The following is a 13,680-nucleotide window of genomic DNA, read 5'->3' as shown; positions in this document are numbered from 1 at the left end:
GGGCCACCGGGCGTGCCCGGTGGCCCCGGAAAGTCCGTTGCGGACCGGGCGTGGCTCCGTGAGGATCGGGGGCGATGACCAACGCCACGGATGAAGTACGCCGGTTCCTGAAGAAGAACGACCTGCCCGGAGCGGTCCGGTCGCTGCGACCGCACGCCGAGACGGCATCGATCACCGAACTCGCCAAGGCCACCCGGGCCCTGGCCGACGCCGCCGGGTTCAAGGACCTGGCCGGCGCCGCCAAGGCCGCCGCCGAACGGCCCGGCGAGCCCCAGGCCCTCTACGACTTCGGCTACGCCTGCGTCGAGCGCGGCATCGCCTTCCTCGCCGTCGCACCGCTGCGCGAGGGGCTCCGGCTGCTCCCCGACTCGCGGGCGCTGCTCACCGAGTTGGTGTCCGCCCTGGAGGACGAGAACCGGCACGCCGAGGTCGTCGACCTGCTCTCCGGTCGTGGCCCGGGGCTGCCCGCCTGGCCCGAGACGTACCTCCTCGTGCACCACACCCTGCTGGCCGGGGACCTGGACACCGCCACGCGGATCAGTGGCGCCCTCCCCGCCCCCGAGGACCCGCAGTGGTCCGGCGCCCACGCCCGCCAGCGGAACCGGCTGCACCGCACCGACCGGGCGCGCCGGGCCCAGAGCGCGGCCGGCCATGGCGATCCGCTGGGCCGCACCGACCTGCGCGGCTGGCACTACGGCCTGACCGGCGGACTCCTGGGCATCCTCTCCGGGTACGGCTGGGACGCCGGGATGACCGGCCGGTTCGCCTACCTCGGGGACACCCCCGAGACCTGCCGTCACGGGCTGTCCCGTCTGGCACTCGCCCTGGAGGCCGCCGGGCGCCGCCCCGCCACGGTCTCCCTGCTGCCCGGCCGGTCCGACCGGATCCTCGGGCTCGCCGCCGCACAGGTGCTCGGGCTGCCCGCCGTACCGTACGAGCCCGCACGTACGGACACCCTCGTCGTCGCCTACGACCTGAACGCGACCGACCCGGACGTCCTGCGCACCCTGCACGCGCGTGCCGACGGCCAGATCCTGTCCGAGCACGCCACCTGCTGGACCGATCCGCCCGCGGTGAGCGCGGACTTCAGCGCGCTGCTGTGCCAGTTCGTCGTCCCGCTGTGGAAGGACGACGAGCGGCCCGAGGCGGAGATCGCCCAGGACATCGTGCGGGCCGCCGCCGGCCCGGACGGGGGCGACGGCGCCACCCCGCCCGATCCGGACGAGGCCTTCCGGGCCTTCGTGAGCGCCGTCCACGACGGCTGGCTCACCTCGCCCCGCGACCGCGTCGCCTCGCCCGGACCGGTGCCCAGCTCGCGCTTCGCCTGAGCCGGCGGCAGGCTGGGACCATGCCGGAGCTGCCCGAGGTCGAGGCCCTACGGGAATACCTCGACGAGCACCTCACCGGGCGGGTGGTCGAGCGCGTCCTCCCGCTCGCGGTGAGCGTGCTCAAGACCTACGACCCGCCGCTGACCGCCCTCGAAGGGCAGTCGGCCGGCGCCCCCGCCCGGTACGGCAAGTTCCTGGCCCTGCCGGTCGGCGAGCTCCACCTCGTCACGCACCTGGCCCGGGCCGGCTGGCTGCGCTGGCAGGACACCCTGCCCGCGCAGCCGCCACGCCCCGGCAAGGGCCCGCTCGCCCTGCGCGTCGGCCTCGTCGGCGGCGGAGGCTTCGACCTCACCGAGGCCGGGACGCAAAAACGCCTCGCCGTGTACGTGGTCCACGACCCGCAGGAGGTGCCCGGCATCGCCCGCCTCGGCCCCGATCCGCTCGCCGAGGGCTTCGACCGGGACGCCTTCGCCGCGCTTCTCGCGGGGGAGCGGCGGCAGATCAAGGGCGTGCTGCGGGACCAGAGCGTGCTCGCGGGCATCGGCAACGCCTACAGCGACGAGATCCTGCACGCCGCCAAGGTCTCGCCGTTCAAGCTCGCCGCCTCCTTCACCGAGGAGCAGCTCACCCAGCTCTACGAGGCCGTGCGGAGCACCCTGGGCGAGGCCGTCGGCCGGGCCCACGGGGTGGCCGCGGGCGAACTCAAGGCCGAGAAGAAGAGCGGCCTACGGGTGCACGGCCGGGCCGGTGAACCGTGCCCGGTCTGCGGGGACACCGTACGCTCGGTGTCCTTCGCCGACTCCTCGCTGGAGTACTGCCCCACGTGCCAGACCGGCGGGAAGCCGCTGGCCGACCGGCGGCTCTCGCGCCTCCTCAAATAGGTGGTGGCTGCGTAGACTCCGGCACCATGGCCGAGGAGCAGCAGCAGTCGCCGCCCCGGCGCGAGATCGTCACCGGGGTCCCCCGGGGCGCCCGTCGCCGGCCGCCCGCGCACACCCCGGCCCGCTCGGAGATATCCGAGCAGACCACCCTCGGGGCCACCTACGTCCGAGCCCTCATGCGCAGCCAACTGCGCGTGGCGCTCGGGTCGTTGGCCGGGCTCGTGGCACTGATCGGGACCCTGCCGCTGGTGTTCGCGCTCTGCCACGACCCGTCGGCGCCGCTGATCTGGGTGGCACTCGGCGTGCTGGTCTACCCGGTGATGTGGCTCATCGCCCGGTGGTACGTCACCCGGGCGGAGCGCAACGAGGCCGATTTCACGGGCCTGGTGATGGATCCGGCGGACCGCGGCTAGGCCGTCGGCCCAGGCCGTCGACCCAGGCCGTCGACCCGGCTTCGTCAGAACAGGTGCATCGCCAAGTGACCCAGCGGCAGTCCGAGTTGCCAGGCGGGGGTCCATACGCGCGCGTTCTCGTCCAGTCCCGGCGGGAGGTCGGTGTGGTCGGGCCGCCCGGGGTCGAGGTTGGTGGCGAACAGCTCGGTGTTGTCCAGCCAACGCCAGGCCGCCCGGGCCAGTTCCAGGTCGGGGTCCCCGCCGTCGCCGCGCTCCCGGGCCTCCTCGCCGAGCGCGAGGAAACGGGTGTGCACCCAGTCGCGCCACGGGTGTCCGTACGCGGTGAGCGACAACCACTCGTCGAGCTGCGAGACCACCCGGATGCCGGAGAGCTCGCCGGCCGCGTCCGAGAGGTAGATCGTCAGGGCGAGCGTGTCCCGTCCGGCCCTGAACTCCAGGGTGCTGACCGGGATGAGCCGGCCCGTACGCAGCAGTTCGTCCGCGATGTACTCGGCGTACAGCCAGGCCATGGGCACCGCGAGCCCGCCGTCACTGGTGCCGTTACTACCCTCGGGCTGCACCGTTCCACCTTCTCCCGCGCTTCGAGCGTCCCGTCGTCGGTCCTGAGCCTTCACCGAGCGACTCGCGGAGCGGGGGATGTTTACTCAACTTGCACGCTCTGATGCCGAAATCGGCGCGTTTTATGTCCGATCCGCGTCTATTCACGGCGTTACCCGATCCGTCGCCGTGCCACCGGCTCAGGCGCCGAGGCCGTACCCGTACCCCTGGAGGCCTTTCTTCAGGGCACGCAGGGCGTAGTACGTGCGGGACTTGACGGTCCCGGCCGGGATGCCGAGCTCGACGGCGGCCTCGGCCACCGACCGGTCGCGGAAGTAGACCTGCATCAGCACCTCGCGGTGCTCGGGCCCCAGGGATCCCACGGCCCGCCGGACGTCGATCGCCGTGACCGATCCGGCCACCGCGTCCTGCGGCTCGGGCGCGTGTTCCAGCCCCTCCGGATCCACCTCCAGCGGCCGTGACAGGCGGGCCCGCCGGGCGTCGATCGCGAGCCGCCGGGCCACCGTGAACAGCCAGGGCCGCATGGAGTCGTGCCCGCTGGACAGGGCCTCCGGATGCTGCCAGACCCGTACGAGCGTCTCCTGTACGAGGTCCTCCGCGCGCTGGGCGTCCCCTGCCGTCAGGCCGAGCAGGAAGCCGAACAGGGCCCGCCCGTGGTCGCGCTGGAGTTCGGCGAGTGCCTCGGGGTCCGTACGCGGGAGGGTGGGGGAGAGCGGCACGAGGGGCTCCTTCCGGGGTGCGTGGGGGCCGTGGAGGCGGCGACACGTCCACCCTGACCTGCACGGAGCCGAGCTGGAACCGTCCGGCCCCGGCGGTGCGCCCAAGCACCCGGGTCGTCCGCCGGGCGGCCGTGCCGGTCGGTGAACGGTCGAACGGCGCGGCGAACGGCACGTGGCGCCCTCGCCCATCGCGGTGTCCGCCGTTCAGGTGGGCCTGTGCCCGCGCGGCGGATCCGTCTCTTGACTTACGGCGTGTAGTTATGTGGATTGCAGGTGATCACATGTCAGATAATCGTATTAACGAGAGCAGGGCGCATGACCACGCGAATCCGGCCGCAGGTGCTCGCCCTCCTGTCGGCCGTACTGCTGACCGCCGCCGCCGGATGTTCGGCGACCGGGAGCTCCGCACCGGCCCGCCTCGGGGACTCCGGCGGACCGCCCGCCCCCTCCAGTGCCGCCGGATCGCCCGCCGCCGAGGGCTTCACCCTGGTCGCGAGCGGCGACGTACTGCCGCACAACTCCGTCATCCAGCGCGCGGCGAACGACGCGGACGGCGACGGATACGACTTCAGGCCGATGTTCTCCGGGGTCAAGGCCGTGGTCTCGGCTGCCGACCTCGCCCTCTGCCATATGGAGACCATCTACGGGGAGGAGGGCGGCCCCTTCACCGGCTATCCCGCCTTCACCTCTCCGCCGGAGGTCGCGGACGGCCTGAAGGACGCCGGGTACGACGGCTGCTCCACGGCCTCGAACCACACCCTCGACGACGGGAGCGCGGGCCTGCGCCGCACGCTGGACCGCTTCGACAAGGTCGGCCTGAAGCACGCCGGCTCGGCCCGTACGGCCGCCGAGGCGGCCACCGTGACCACCTACACGGTGGGCTCCGCCAAGGTGGCGCACCTCGCCTACACCTACGACACCAACGGCTATCCGATGCCGGAGGGGCAGCCGTGGGCGGTCAACCTGATGAAGCAGGACAAGATCGTCGCCGATGCGCGGGCGGCCCGGAAGGCGGGCGCGGACGTGGTGCTGGTGAGCGTGCACTGGGGCACGGAATGGGAGACCGAACCGGACGACACCCAGCTCTCGCTCGGCAAGGCGCTGACCGCCTCGCAGACCGGGGGTCGCCCCGACATCGACATGATCCTCGGCACGCACGCGCACATCCCGCAGCCGTACGAGAAGGTCAACGGGACCTGGATCGTCTACGGCATGGGCGACCAGGTCGCGGGCGAGATGTTCAACTACTCGGGCGCGCGCGACATGCGGGGCAACTACGGCTCGATCGGCCGGTTCACCTTCGCCCCACCGGCCGCCGCCGGGCAGCGTTGGCAGGTCACCAAGGCCGAGTTCGTGCCGCAGATGATGGACCTGTCCGTGGGCCGGGTCGTCCACCTGCCCGACGCCCTCGCCAAGGACCCGGGCCGCGAGGACTACGAGAGCGCCCGGGACGCCATCGGTGAGGCGGTCCTCAGCCGCGGCGCCGCCAAGGACGGCCTGACCATGGGCAGGTAGCCCCGGCCCCGGACCCAGGGGTCCTACGGCACCACCGTGACGGGCCAGCGCCCCGCCTTGACCAGGCGGATCGCCACCGACCCCACGATGCGGTGGCCCGCCTGCTCGGAGGCGCCGACCACCACCGCGTCGGCCATCAGCTCGTCCGCCGCGCTCACCAGACCGGCGTACGGGTCGCCGCGGAAGGTGTGGAACTGCCAGCGCATGTCGTAGATGCCCTTGAGGCGTTCCGCCGAGGCGCGGATCTCGGCCACCAGCCCCTCCGCGATCTCCCCGGTGGTGTCCGCCACCGGTGCGCCCAGCGCGGCGCCGGCCGGGATCACCGGCTGGACGTACACCAGGGCCAGCAGGGCGTTCTGCCGCCGGGCCAGCCCCGCCGCGTAGGCCGCGGCCCGCAGCGAGGACTCCGATCCGTCGACCCCGGCCAGGATCACCTTCGGGCCGTCGGTACCGCGTTCGAATTCCGTATTCACGTGCTCCGTCACCCTGCCGAGGATAGGCCGTGCTCCGCGACGCCCGGAGCGCGGGCCGGCGAGCGCACCTCCCGCTCGGCGCGCGCCCGGGCGCCGCCCTCCCTACAGTGCGAACCATGAGTGCCACCAGTGCGGCAAGTGCCATCGTGGAGGAGAAGCACGGAACCCGGAACCGCTTCCTGAACCGGGTACCCGACGGGTTCGGCGCGTTCTTCGGAGCGCTCGGCCTGTTGTGCGCCCTGCTCGCACTTTCTCCCACGCTGCGGCGGCTCCTGCGGCACGTCGTACGCTTCCTCGACCTGATCGTCGTCCCGGTCAGCGCGAACCTCGCCTACGCCGTCTTCCTCTTCCTCCTCGCGGCGGCCCTCGGCACCCGCAAGAAGGTCGCCTGGTGGATCGTCATCACCTATTTGGCCCTGCTGATCGTCGACGACGTGCTGGAGATGGCCGTCGGCGAGTACTGGATCGGCGTCCCTTCCATGGTCATCGCCGTCGCCGCGATGGCCGTACTGATCGCCGCCCGCGACGAGTTCTACGCCGCCTCCCGCCCCGGGGCCCTGTGGCACGCCCTGCTCGTGCTCGGCCTCGGCCTGCTCGCCGCCGTACTCGTGGGCTGGGCGCTCGTCGCCCTCTTCCCCGGCAGCCTGCCCAAGGGCCAGTGGCTGGACTGGGCCGCCAAGGAGGTCTTCGGCGGCCTCTTCTCCGCCCGCGAGTTCGACGGCCACCCACCCCGCCCGCTGTCCTTCCTGCTCGGCCTCTTCGGCGCCGCCGCCCTGCTGAACGCGGCCATGACCCTCTTCCGCTCCCAGCGCCTGACCGCCGCCCTGCACGGAGACGAGGAGCCCCGGATCCGCGCCCTCCTCGGTGCCTACGGACGGGGCGACTCCCTCGGCTACTTCGCCACCCGGCGCGACAAGGCCGTCGTCTTCGCCCCCAACGGCAGGGCCGGCGTCACCTACCGCGTCGAGGCCGGCGTCTGCCTCGCCAGCGGGGACCCGGTCGGCGACCCCGCCTCCTGGACCGCGGCCATCGACGCCTGGCTGGCCGTGGCCCGCCGCTACGGCTGGCAGCCCGCCGTCATGGGCGCCTCCGAGGACGGCGCCACGGCCTACGGCCGCTCCGGTCTCGGCGCCCTGCAACTGGGCGACGAGGCCATCCTGCACGTGGCCCACTTCGACCTCGACGGCCGCGAGATGCGCGTCACCCGCCAGGCCGTCAACCGGGTCCGGCGCACCGGCGCCACCACCGTCATCCGCCGCCACTCCGCCCTCTCCCAGGACGAGATGCAAAGGATCGTGGAGAGCGCCGACAGATGGCGCGACACCGAGACCGAACGCGGCTTCTCCATGGCCCTGGACCGGCTCGGCGACCGCGAGGACGGGGACTGCCTGCTGGTCGAGGCCTTCGACGACCAGGGCGAGCTGATCGCCCTGCTCTCCTTCGTCCCCTGGGGCAAGGACGGGATCTCCCTCGACCTGATGCGCCGCGACCGAACCGCGCCCAACGGCGTCATGGAGTTCATGGTCGCCCAGCTCTGCGCCGCCGCCCCCGGTCTCGGCGTACGCCGGATCTCCCTCAACTTCGCCGTCTTCCGCTCCGCCTTCGAGGAGGGCGGCCGGATCGGCGCCGGCCCCGTCCTGAAGCTGTGGCGCAAACTGCTCCTCTTCTTCTCCCGCTGGTGGCAGCTGGAGGCCCTGTACCGCTCGAACGTCAAATACGGCCCCGAGTGGTACCCGCGCTTCCTCTGCTACCAGGACGCCGGCTCGCTCGCCCGGGTCAGCCTCGCCTCCGGCATCGCCGAGGGCTTCGTCTCCGTACCCAGCCTGCGCACCCTGTGGGGCAACGGCCATCCCAAGGGCCTCACCGCCATCGCCTCCACCGAGGGACTGCCCGCCATCGAAGCCCTCGGCCTGGACACGGTCGAGCAGGGGGACGGGGGCGCTCCGGCCGAGCGGCTGCCCGAGCAGGTCCGCGTACGCCACGCCAAACTGGACCGCATCCGTGCGGCCGGCACCGACCCGTACCCGGTGGGGATCCGCCCGCGCACCCACACCGTCGCGGAACTGAAGGCCACCCACCAGGGTTCCCCCGGCCGGCCCACCCTCGCGCCCGGCGCCCGGACCGGCGAACAGGCCACGCTCGCCGGCCGCGTGATGGTCGTACGCGACCTCGGCGGTGTGGTCTTCGCCGTCCTGCGCGACTGGTCCGGCGACATCCAGCTCATGCTGACCCGCGACGAGGCCGGGGCCGAGGTACTGGACTCCTTCACCTCCCAGGTCGACTTCGGCGACCACGTCCTCGTCAGCGGCGAGACCGGCGCCAGCAAGGCGGGCGAGCTCTCCCTCGTGGTCCGGTCCTGGCAGCTCACCGGCAAGTGCCTGCGCCCCCTGCCGGACAAGCGCAAAGGCCTCGCCGACCCCGAGGCCCGGGTCCGGCGCCGCTACCTCGACCTCGTCGCGAGCCCCGAGGCCCGGGACGTCGTACGGGCCCGCTCCAGCGCGGTCCAGGCCCTGCGCCAGGGGCTGCTGGAGCGCGGCTATCTGGAGGTCGAGACCCCGATGCTCCAGCAGATCCACGGCGGCGCCAACGCCCGGCCCTTCCGCACCCACATCAACGCCTACGACCTCGACCTGTACCTGCGCATCGCGCCCGAGCTCTACCTCAAGCGGCTCTGCGTCGGCGGTATGGAGAAGGTCTTCGAGATGGGCCGCACCTTCCGCAACGAGGGCGTCTCCTACAAGCACAACCCCGAGTTCACCATGCTGGAGGCCTACCAGGCCTTCGCCGACTACGACGTGATGCTCGACCTCACCCGCGAACTGATCCAGGGAGCGGCCACCGCCGCCTTCGGCTCACCCATCGCCCACAAGGCGGGACCGGACGGGAAGCTCGTCGTCCACGACATCTCCGGAACCTGGCCGGTCAAGACCATGTACGGGGCCATCAGCGAGGCGCTCGGCGAGGAGGTCGACGCCGACACCGAGGAGCAGGTGCTGCGCCGGCTGTGCGACCGGGCATCGGTCCCGCACGCCCCCGAGGACACCCGCGGCGACGTGGTGCTGGAGATGTACGAGCGCCTCGTCGAGGAGCGCACCGAGCTGCCCACCTTCTACAAGGACTTCCCGACCGACGTCTCCCCGCTCACCCGCCAGCACCGCCGGGACCCCCGGCTCGCCGAACGCTGGGACCTGGTCGCCTTCGGCACCGAACTGGGCACCGCCTACTCGGAGCTGACCGACCCGGTGGAACAGCGCCGCCGACTCACCGCCCAGTCCCTGCTCGCGGCGGGCGGCGACCCGGAGGCGATGGAGCTCGACAACGACTTCCTGGACGCCCTGGAGTACGCGATGCCGCCCACCGGCGGCCTCGGCATCGGCGTGGACCGCCTCGTCATGTTCCTCACGGGCCTGACGATCCGCGAGACCCTCCCCTTCCCGTTGGTCCGCCGCAGCTGACCGCCCCGAGGCGTGACCTCGTCGTCGCCGTGGGAAGGTGCCCTCATTGCCTCGGCATCCGCCGTTCCAGGCGCGCCGCCAGCTCCCGCAGCCCCGTGGACCAACTGTGGCCGGGCGGCGGAGCGGCCATGCCCGCGGCGGACACCTGTACGTCCTCGCGAGCGCCGTCCGGGTCAGCACCGAGCCGCTCCCAGTCCACCCGGATCCCGGCCCGCTCCGCGAGCACGACCACGGTGGCGGTGAAGCCCTCCGAGAGCGCGAGCACGATGGCGTGACTCGTCCTGCGGTGCTGTACCAGCAGGGCGTCGACGAAGTCCGCGAAGGCGATCGGGTCGATCTGGCACTCGTCGTTCTCCATCGGCCCGATGCCCGAACCGAGCCCCAGCTCCGCCTCGAAGACCGGCACCTGGCGCCGGAACATCCGGGAGGCCCCGTTGGACGGGTTCCACAGCGTCACGTCACCCATGTCGAAGTACTGACTCATCGCCGCCCCCGGATCATCCCGACGGACCAGTGTAGACAGCATGATCGACACTGCGGGCGTGGGCCGAGCGGGTGAGGGGGACAGGGTGCCTCCGCGCCTCTCGACAACTTCGGCGATGTCGTTGATACGTAGTAATAATGAAAAATGACGAGCCGACAGTAGGGCGGCGCACGGTCCTGCGTACCGCCGTCTTCCTCGGGGTCGCGGCCGCCTCCGGACTGCTCACCGTCAGTGGTGAGAGCGGCAGCGGAACTCCGGGGCCGGGACCGGGCGGGTCCGGGGCACCGGCCGGGCCGGGGGCGCCACCCGCGGCGGGTGCGCCACCCGCGGCGGGTGCGCCGGGGTTGCGGGCGCGGGCGCTGCCCGAGAAGGCGTACCGCCTGCAGCCGATGACCGCCGACGCGCCGGTGCGCGCCGCCGCCGTGAAGCCGGCCGTACGGACCCGGCCCATCCTGGAACTCCCCGCCGAGGCCGCCGCGTCGCGCGGCATGGTGCTCACCTTCGACGACGGCCCGGACCCCCGCTACACCCCCGCCATCCTCGACACCCTCGCCCGGTACGGCGTGCGCGCCATGTTCTTCGTCTGCGGGGAGATGGCCACCGAGAACCGGAACCTGCTGCGCCGGATGGTCGACGAGGGCCACGTCATCGGCAACCACACCTGGACCCACCCGCTCATCCCGCAGCTCAGCCGGCCCGCCCTCGCCTCCGAGATCGGCCGTACGAGCGAGGTAGTGCAGCAGGCCGTCGGCGAGGCGCCGCTGTGGTTCCGGGCCCCCTACGGGGCCTGGAACCGGGCCGCCTTCGAGATCGGGGCGGAGCTCGGCATGGAGCCGCTCGCCTGGACCGTGGACAGCCTGGACTGGACGGAACCGGGGACCCCGACGATCATCTCCCGGATCCTGGACGGCGCCGCCCCCGGCGTGGTCGTCCTCTCGCACGACGCCGGGGGCAACCGGTCGCAGAGCGTCCAGGCGCTCTCCTCGTACCTTCCCCAACTGCTCGCGCGGGGCTACCGGATGACCCTCCCGGTGCTGCCGCCCCGCTGAACCGGGAGCCGGCCGCGGCGGATGCTCCCGGGCCCAGGGGGTGTCTTGCCGGTCGGGGCGGATCGACAGGACACCCCCTAGGTCGTCTCTTCCGGATCTTGTCGGGCCCGGCCCGCCCGGCACGGCACCTCGCCGCGTTGTCGGGGCGCCCGAGTACGTCCAGTACACGGGCGCCCCTCCGCCTTGCGAGGCACCGCACCGGACGACCCGGGCTCACCCGACAAGATCCGAAAGAGACGACCTAGCGGGCCTCCACCATGCGGGCGAAGACGACCACGTTGCCGTCGTAGCCGCGGGCCTTCGAGTATCCGCCGCCGCAGGTGATCACCCGGAGCTCCGGGTGCCCGGTGTCCCCGTACACCCGGGCCCCGGGGAAGGCCTCCTTGGAGAACACCTCCACGCCGTAGACCTCGAACACCGCCGTGCGGCCGTCGTACCGCTCCACCTCGATGTGGTTGCCCGGCTTGACCGAGCCCAGGCCGTAGAAGACCGCGGGTCCCTGCGCGTTGTCCACGTGACCCACGATCACCGCGGAGCCCCGCTGGCCCGGCGAGATGCCGTTGAGGTACCAGCCGGCGAGATTGCGGTCCTGCGGGGGTGGCGCGTCGATCCAGCCCTCCGCGTCCAGCCCGACCGTCATCACCGGCGCGTCCACGCTGATCGTGGGAATCCGGATGCGCTGGACCGACGAGTGCTCCAGCACCTCCATGTCCGCCGGGGGTGTGGGCGGATTCGCCGGCAACTGGTCGGACGTCACCGCGACGGCCGAGGCCGCGGTGGGCTGCGGAGGCCCGTCGCCGACATCCACACCGTTTCGCACCATGGCGAGGCCGGTGAGCATGACCAGGGCGAGTACGCCCCACGGCGAGTGTCTGCGTTTCTGCCCGGTCTCGTCCTCGCCCATCGTTCTCCCTTCCCGACGCGGGGGTCCCGACCCGCGTTCCTGTCCCGCCCCTGTACGCCCTACTTCACGCACGCTAAGGCCGGGCCGGCGGGACGGCGAGAGGGGAAGGGCGAACGGGTGGTCGCCACCCGGAGGGGGCCGGAAGGGGTGCGCCCATCCAGGTAATCGTCACATAAATGCCTGACGGGTCGTGACCTGCGGATCCGTCAGCCACGTCGCGTGCGCTTCGGCGTGTCGCTCAACCGGGCGGCCCAAAGCCGGAAATGCGGAGGTTGCGGGACGACCTGAGGGTTCGACGTGGGAGGCGTTCTCGTCGATCATCCGGGGCCGACGCTCCGGGGCGCTTTCCGCTGGAGGTTCCACCATGCGTGTCTTGCGCGCTCTTACCGTGGCGGCGGCAGCCTGCGCCGCGATCGGCCTCAGTGCCCCATTCGCCTCCGCGAACCAGGATCCCGGGGGCCGGGGTGGGAACGGGGGTGGGAACGGGAACGGCCCCAGCAACATTTCCGTCAACCCGTACTCCGTCCACCAGGGATCCACGATGCAGGTGAGCGCGGCGGGCTGTGGACACGGCGGTACCGTCGCCTCGCCCGGCAACTTTCCGCCGGCCAACCTGTCCGCCGGGTCGATCGGCTTCGCGACCGTCCGGGTCTTCAACCACGCCTCGCCGGGCCACCACACGCTCTCGGTCAAGTGCAACGACAGCAACCTGGTCGCCACGCACCGCTTCACGATCCTCGAAGGCAACCCCTCGCAGGGCGGCATCGGCGGATCGTTCGGCCCGTCCACCGCCGAGACCGCCATCGGCGCGGGCCTCGTCGGCGCCGCGGCCCTGGGTGCCGGAGCCCACGTGGTGCGTCGTCGCCGCCCGCTGCGCAGCCGGGCCTGACGGCTCTCCCCGGACGCAGATCCCCCGCTACCGCCGATCGCCCCGAGTCCTCGTCAGGACTCGGGGCGATCGGCGGTAGCGGGGGATGGCCGGCGCATTCAATGGCTACCGTCGGAGCCCCTACGGCGCAGGGCGAACACGGCGCCGCCCGCGGCGGCGAGGAACAGACCGGCGCCGGCGCCGAGCTCCAGCGGATCCATGCCGGCGATGCTGCCACCCAGTCCGCCGCGGACACCGAGGGCGGAGGACGGGGTGGGGAAGAGGGTCGTGCCGGTGCTGGTGCCGGTGCCGGTGCCGGTGCCGGTGCCGGTCCGCGTGGAGCTCGTGGTGGGTGCGGTATTGCCGCCGGCGATCGTCAGATCGGCGGAGCCGGTCTCCCCGTTGCAGGTGAAGGAGACGGAGTAGACGGCTCCGCGCCGGGCGTCCCGGTCCACGGTGACCCGCACGGTCTGGCCGCGGGCGATGCTCACGGTGTCGAAGACCCCGGAGGAGGCGGTGGCGTAGGCGGCGTTGCAGCGGCTGACCGCGAGGACCGTCTGCCCCCCGGGGGCGACGGTCGAGGGCGTGAGGGTGAAGCCGAACGAGGTGATCGTGGGCCGGGCCTCGGACGCGGTCGCGGCGGACATGCCGAAGGCGCCGAGCGCGAGTACGGCGCCCGTGGCGCCGACGCTCAGCAGGGCGGTGGCGGAGGTACGTATCGCACCCATGGTTGATTCTCCGGATCCCCGAGGAGCAGCCGCGGAACGGTTTTCCGCACGTGGGGGGTCGTGCGCCTCGATGTCCGACACGCTAGGTCGGGGTGCGGTGACCCGCGATCAGGAACGGGCGAATGGGGCACGGTCATAGGCCGAACCGGGGACGGGAGGCCCGTCCCCGGTTTGCGGACGGCAGGGTCGGCAAGCTCCGAAAGAGACGGCCTAAAGGTTGTTGCAGAAGGCTCAGTTTTGGGCATTTTGCCTGTATGGGTGGGGTGTTGAGGGCTGAGCCGGTGTGGGTGGAGACGTTCACGGGC

13 protein-coding genes are annotated in these 13,680 nt (G+C 72.3%); 7 read left to right on the top strand and 6 right to left on the bottom strand.

What is annotated here, in order from left to right; translation table 11 throughout:
- Positions 1 to 74: 74 nt before the first annotated feature.
- From BCL76_RS00065 to BCL76_RS00055, 3 genes are read left to right on the top strand one after another with little or no spacing between them, the layout of a single operon-like run.
- A complete protein-coding gene (locus tag BCL76_RS00065; protein ID WP_109777197.1) occupies positions 75 to 1,328 on the top strand; it encodes a hypothetical protein in 1,254 nt (417 codons plus the stop codon).
- Between the two features lie 20 nt (positions 1,329 to 1,348).
- Positions 1,349 to 2,209 carry an Fpg/Nei family DNA glycosylase gene (locus BCL76_RS00060; protein WP_109777196.1) on the top strand — a complete coding sequence of 287 codons (861 nt, stop codon included), beginning with the start codon at positions 1,349 to 1,351 and terminating at the stop codon, positions 2,207 to 2,209.
- A gap of 26 nt (positions 2,210 to 2,235) precedes the next feature.
- Positions 2,236 to 2,622: a hypothetical protein gene (locus tag BCL76_RS00055; protein WP_109777195.1), complete on the top strand. Its 387-nt coding sequence runs from the start codon at positions 2,236 to 2,238 to the stop codon at positions 2,620 to 2,622.
- 44 nt (positions 2,623 to 2,666) lie between these two features.
- Here the strand turns inward: BCL76_RS00055 and BCL76_RS00050 are convergent, their stop codons facing one another.
- Together BCL76_RS00050 and BCL76_RS00045 are read right to left on the bottom strand one after the other, a co-directional pair.
- Complete coding sequence (locus BCL76_RS00050; protein WP_181382428.1) at positions 2,667 to 3,131, bottom strand: hypothetical protein; 465 nt, start codon at positions 3,129 to 3,131, stop codon at positions 2,667 to 2,669.
- 228 nt (positions 3,132 to 3,359) lie between these two features.
- On the bottom strand, positions 3,360 to 3,899 hold the full coding sequence (locus BCL76_RS00045; protein ID WP_109777193.1) for a sigma-70 family RNA polymerase sigma factor: 540 nt from the start codon (positions 3,897 to 3,899) through the stop codon (positions 3,360 to 3,362).
- Positions 3,900 to 4,214: 315 nt separating this feature from the next.
- Between BCL76_RS00045 and BCL76_RS00040 the strand changes: the two genes are divergently transcribed.
- On the top strand, positions 4,215 to 5,414 hold the full coding sequence (locus BCL76_RS00040) for a CapA family protein (protein WP_109777192.1): 1,200 nt from the start codon (positions 4,215 to 4,217) through the stop codon (positions 5,412 to 5,414).
- 23 nt (positions 5,415 to 5,437) lie between these two features.
- Here the strand turns inward: BCL76_RS00040 and BCL76_RS00035 are convergent, their stop codons facing one another.
- A complete protein-coding gene (locus tag BCL76_RS00035) occupies positions 5,438 to 5,899 on the bottom strand; it encodes a universal stress protein (protein ID WP_030756409.1) in 462 nt (153 codons plus the stop codon).
- Between the two features lie 104 nt (positions 5,900 to 6,003).
- Between BCL76_RS00035 and lysX the strand changes: the two genes are divergently transcribed.
- Entirely contained in the window at positions 6,004 to 9,342 is a 3,339-nt protein-coding gene (lysX, locus tag BCL76_RS00030; protein ID WP_109777191.1) for a bifunctional lysylphosphatidylglycerol synthetase/lysine--tRNA ligase LysX, read from the top strand.
- Positions 9,343 to 9,385: 43 nt separating this feature from the next.
- Here lysX and BCL76_RS00025 read toward each other — a convergent pair whose 3' ends face one another.
- Positions 9,386 to 9,826: a DUF6086 family protein gene (locus tag BCL76_RS00025; RefSeq protein ID WP_109777190.1), complete on the bottom strand. Its 441-nt coding sequence runs from the start codon at positions 9,824 to 9,826 to the stop codon at positions 9,386 to 9,388.
- Positions 9,827 to 9,963: 137 nt separating this feature from the next.
- On the opposite strand from BCL76_RS00025, the gene BCL76_RS00020 reads away from it, so the two are divergent.
- Complete coding sequence (locus tag BCL76_RS00020; protein ID WP_109777189.1) at positions 9,964 to 10,875, top strand: polysaccharide deacetylase family protein; 912 nt, start codon at positions 9,964 to 9,966, stop codon at positions 10,873 to 10,875.
- A 241-nt stretch (positions 10,876 to 11,116) separates the two neighbouring features.
- On the opposite strand, the gene BCL76_RS00015 is transcribed toward BCL76_RS00020, so the two are convergent.
- Entirely contained in the window at positions 11,117 to 11,779 is a 663-nt protein-coding gene (locus BCL76_RS00015; RefSeq protein ID WP_109777188.1) for a class F sortase, read from the bottom strand.
- Positions 11,780 to 12,143: 364 nt separating this feature from the next.
- Between BCL76_RS00015 and BCL76_RS00010 the strand changes: the two genes are divergently transcribed.
- Entirely contained in the window at positions 12,144 to 12,668 is a 525-nt protein-coding gene (locus BCL76_RS00010) for a hypothetical protein (RefSeq protein WP_109777187.1), read from the top strand.
- A 98-nt stretch (positions 12,669 to 12,766) separates the two neighbouring features.
- Here the strand turns inward: BCL76_RS00010 and BCL76_RS00005 are convergent, their stop codons facing one another.
- Positions 12,767 to 13,375 (bottom strand): hypothetical protein, encoded by a 609-nt coding sequence (locus BCL76_RS00005; RefSeq protein WP_109777186.1) that lies wholly within the window; start codon positions 13,373 to 13,375, stop codon positions 12,767 to 12,769.
- Positions 13,376 to 13,680 lie beyond the last annotated feature (305 nt).

Source organism: Streptomyces sp. CG 926, from assembly GCF_003148825.1.
In the GTDB taxonomy this organism is placed as follows: domain Bacteria; phylum Actinomycetota; class Actinomycetes; order Streptomycetales; family Streptomycetaceae; genus Streptomyces.
This window is presented reverse-complemented; position numbering and strand designations above follow the sequence as displayed.

What these genes read in the sequence shown, in the direction of transcription:
- BCL76_RS00065 (WP_109777197.1), top strand. Translation starts at nt 75, where the DNA reads ATGACCAACGCCACGGATGAAGTACGCCGGTTCCTGAAGAAGAACGAC.
- BCL76_RS00060 (WP_109777196.1), top strand. Translation starts at nt 1,349, where the DNA reads ATGCCGGAGCTGCCCGAGGTCGAGGCCCTACGGGAATACCTCGACGAG.
- BCL76_RS00055 (WP_109777195.1), top strand. Translation starts at nt 2,236, where the DNA reads ATGGCCGAGGAGCAGCAGCAGTCGCCGCCCCGGCGCGAGATCGTCACC.
- BCL76_RS00050 (WP_181382428.1), bottom strand. Translation starts at nt 3,131, where the DNA reads ATGGCCTGGCTGTACGCCGAGTACATCGCGGACGAACTGCTGCGTACG.
- BCL76_RS00040 (WP_109777192.1), top strand. Translation starts at nt 4,215, where the DNA reads ATGACCACGCGAATCCGGCCGCAGGTGCTCGCCCTCCTGTCGGCCGTA.
- lysX (WP_109777191.1), top strand. Translation starts at nt 6,004, where the DNA reads ATGAGTGCCACCAGTGCGGCAAGTGCCATCGTGGAGGAGAAGCACGGA.
- BCL76_RS00025 (WP_109777190.1), bottom strand. Translation starts at nt 9,826, where the DNA reads ATGAGTCAGTACTTCGACATGGGTGACGTGACGCTGTGGAACCCGTCC.
- BCL76_RS00020 (WP_109777189.1), top strand. Translation starts at nt 9,964, where the DNA reads ATGAAAAATGACGAGCCGACAGTAGGGCGGCGCACGGTCCTGCGTACC.
- BCL76_RS00015 (WP_109777188.1), bottom strand. Translation starts at nt 11,779, where the DNA reads ATGGGCGAGGACGAGACCGGGCAGAAACGCAGACACTCGCCGTGGGGC.
- BCL76_RS00010 (WP_109777187.1), top strand. Translation starts at nt 12,144, where the DNA reads ATGCGTGTCTTGCGCGCTCTTACCGTGGCGGCGGCAGCCTGCGCCGCG.
- BCL76_RS00005 (WP_109777186.1), bottom strand. Translation starts at nt 13,375, where the DNA reads ATGGGTGCGATACGTACCTCCGCCACCGCCCTGCTGAGCGTCGGCGCC.